Genomic DNA, 2,823 nt, shown 5'->3' on the forward strand with positions numbered 1-2,823 from the left:
TTTCCAAGTGTTTGCAGAATCACATTGGTGGCATTTGGTATTTTATCCATCACTACAACGCATCATTACCTCTTTAGCACTACCACCCTACAAAAGGATTCGCTTCCGGAGTTTGGTTACTGGTCAAAATTCATCTCGCCGTTAAGCCGCTCGGCTTAACGGGAGTCCTCTTTTGAGATTTAAGATCAGCTTGGGAATTTGTTTAACTTAACTGTGTTAGACTGAATTAAATTCTCCAAAAAAGCCTGCTACAATTTTGGGCAAGAAAATCTCAAATCAGTGTGGCTAAGTCTGACATCGCTGCTTGTTCAGGCGGGCATTGTAAACTTTTATTACGAAACTCATAGATTCTTCAAAAGTGATCGGGAACCCCCATTACAGGTGATGAAGATTAGCTTGTTAACTGATAGGGGTCACTTCTTTAATGAGGGAGTTTCCATATACTAGGTAACAGACCTGAAAAAGTAACCCTGATTATTGATATACCGACTAATTCAGGTATCCCTCACCAATAATTCATGACTCAGATTGCTGATCGGCAACATTGGGAACTGAAAGACTCAAGAGCGGTCTTAACCTGAATCAAGAATTAGCTAGTGCGATCGCCAACCTTAACATCCTGGGAATACTGAATCCTAGGCTCTGTGAGAGCAATTTGTGTTTAACCAAAAGCAACTGAGAACACGATCATGTCAGCCACCAAAGCTTCCCCAGATAAAGAGTCCACCCAAACTTTCCCAACTAAGGACAAGGATATGGAACTACCAACAGATGAACTCATCCGCCTTGACTTCAGTGATGTTGACCTCTCTGAGGCTCAAAGCAGTAGGCGCACTACGGACTTAGTGCGTCTGTACCTCCAAGAAATTGGTCGGGTTCGCTTACTGGGAAAAGATGAGGAAGTCTCAGAAGCCCAAAAAGTTCAGCGTTATGTACAACTGGTGGAATTGCGGGACACGGAGGCGGAAACCAAGGGGGGGGTACTCCAGACCTATGTTAATCTCCTGAAAGTACGCGATCGCCTCTGTGCTAAATTAAGCCATCGTCCATCCTTAGAGCGTTGGGCTGCGGCTGGGGGGGTTAATGTAGCTCAACTCAAGCAGATTATGGCAGAGGGTAAGCGCTGTTGGGCGGAACTAGCTAACCTGAGTGTAGAAGAACTAAAACAAGTCCAGCGGGAAGGCCTACAGGCTAAAGATCACATGATCAAAGCTAATTTGCGCCTGGTGGTATCAGTTGCTAAAAAATATCAAAACCGTGGTTTAGAACTATTAGACTTAATCCAAGAGGGAACCCTAGGATTAGAACGAGCCGTAGAAAAGTTTGATCCTACCCGTGGCTACCGCTTTAGCACTTACTCTTACTGGTGGATTCGCCAAGGAATTACCCGGGCGATCGCCACTCAAAGCCGGACTATCAGGCTTCCGGTGCATATTACCGAGAAACTCAATAAAATTAAGAAAGCCCAGCGCAAGATTTCCCAAGAAAAAAGTCGCACGGCTACCATTGATGATATCGCCACTGAATTAAAGATGACCCCGGATCAAATTCGGGAAGTGCTGCTGCGGGTTCCCCGTTCAGTTTCCTTAGAAACCAAAGTGGGAACGGACAAAGATACAGAACTAGGAGATTTGCTAGAAACAGAAGAAAGCACCCCGGAAGAACTGTTGATGCGGGAATCTCTTTATCGAGAACTACAGAACCTCCTAGCTGATCTCAGTGGTAAGGAGCGGGCTGTCATTCAAATGCGTTATGGTTTGGGTGATGGTCATCCTTACTCCCTAGCGGAAATTGGTCGTGCTCTGGATCTGTCGCGGGAACGGGTTCGCCAAATCGAGGCTAAGGCTCTGCAAAAACTGCGCCAGCCTAAGCGTCGTAACCGAGTGCGGGATTATCTGGATTCTCTGGATTAGTTTTTGAGCCTTGGTGGCGGGGTTATGGGAGATAACACTCGCCCCTAGGGTTGGGTTTATCAGAATTGATTATCAATAAGCTAGTTTTTTTGACAGAATCTCAAAATCTTGTGTATCATTGTCAGTATTAAGGTTTTATTGATAGTTTAATGATGGTGTTATATACCGCGACTTCGTTTAAATCGGAACTGAATAACAAAGGGTGGCGACTGACTCCTCAGCGGGAAACTATCCTCCATGTTTTTCAAAATTTGCCAAAAGGAAATCATCTCAGTGCTGAGGATCTCTATGATTTGTTAAAAGGTCGTGGGGAGACGATTAGTTTGTCTACGATTTACCGCACACTCAAGTTAATGGCGCGGATGGGAATTTTGCGAGAGTTGGAACTGGCAGAGGGCCACAAGCATTATGAAATAAATCAGCCTTACCCACACCATCATCACCATCTTGTCTGTGTACAGTGTAACAAAACCATAGAATTTCAGAATGAGTCGATTTCCAAAATCGGTTTGAAGCAGGCGGAGAAATCTGGGTTGCATTTGCTAGATTGCCAATTGACAGTTCATACTGTTTGTCATGAGGCTTTACGCATGGGCTGGCCTTCATTGGTTTCTAGTAATTGGTCTTGTTCTCAGGCGATCGCAGAAACTTCCGGTGAGTACCTTAACCCTGATTGAGTTTCACTTGGCGGCGTGGTAGTCCCAGGAACCGCTGTCTATCCCTAGGGCGATCGCCAGCGGGTTGATGCGGTTCCTCAAATATATACAGATACGGGGTCTAAAAGCTCCCTTGTTATTTTTGTGCTTGGCGTTGCAGACCCGGCGAGGTATGGGAAGAAGCGTTTACCTTTGCCTTGGAGTTGTAGAAGTCCAGATTGGTGTCAAGGGACTTAATGCGATCGCTTTTTTGT

At 45.3% G+C, this 2,823-nt stretch carries 2 protein-coding genes; both read left to right on the plus strand.

Annotation, left to right across the window (positions count from 1 at the left end):
- The first annotated feature begins 689 nt into the window (after positions 1 to 689).
- A complete protein-coding gene (gene sigC / locus ACTIE0_RS23725; protein ID WP_006623217.1) occupies positions 690 to 1,913 on the plus strand; it encodes an RNA polymerase sigma factor SigC in 1,224 nt (407 codons plus the stop codon).
- A 152-nt stretch (positions 1,914 to 2,065) separates the two neighbouring features.
- Positions 2,066 to 2,590 carry a ferric uptake regulation protein gene (locus ACTIE0_RS23730; protein ID WP_174447168.1) on the plus strand — a complete coding sequence of 175 codons (525 nt, stop codon included), beginning with the start codon at positions 2,066 to 2,068 and terminating at the stop codon, positions 2,588 to 2,590.
- Positions 2,591 to 2,823: the final 233 nt, after the last annotated feature.

Origin of the sequence: Limnospira sp., assembly GCF_051859755.1 — a bacterium.
In the GTDB taxonomy this organism is placed as follows: domain Bacteria; phylum Cyanobacteriota; class Cyanobacteriia; order Cyanobacteriales; family Microcoleaceae; genus Limnospira; species Limnospira fusiformis.

Coding starts and splice junctions, on each gene's coding strand:
- sigC (WP_006623217.1), top strand. CDS start 690: ATGTCAGCCACCAAAGCTTCCCCAGATAAAGAGTCCACCCAAACTTTC.
- ACTIE0_RS23730 (WP_174447168.1), top strand. CDS start 2,066: ATGGTGTTATATACCGCGACTTCGTTTAAATCGGAACTGAATAACAAA.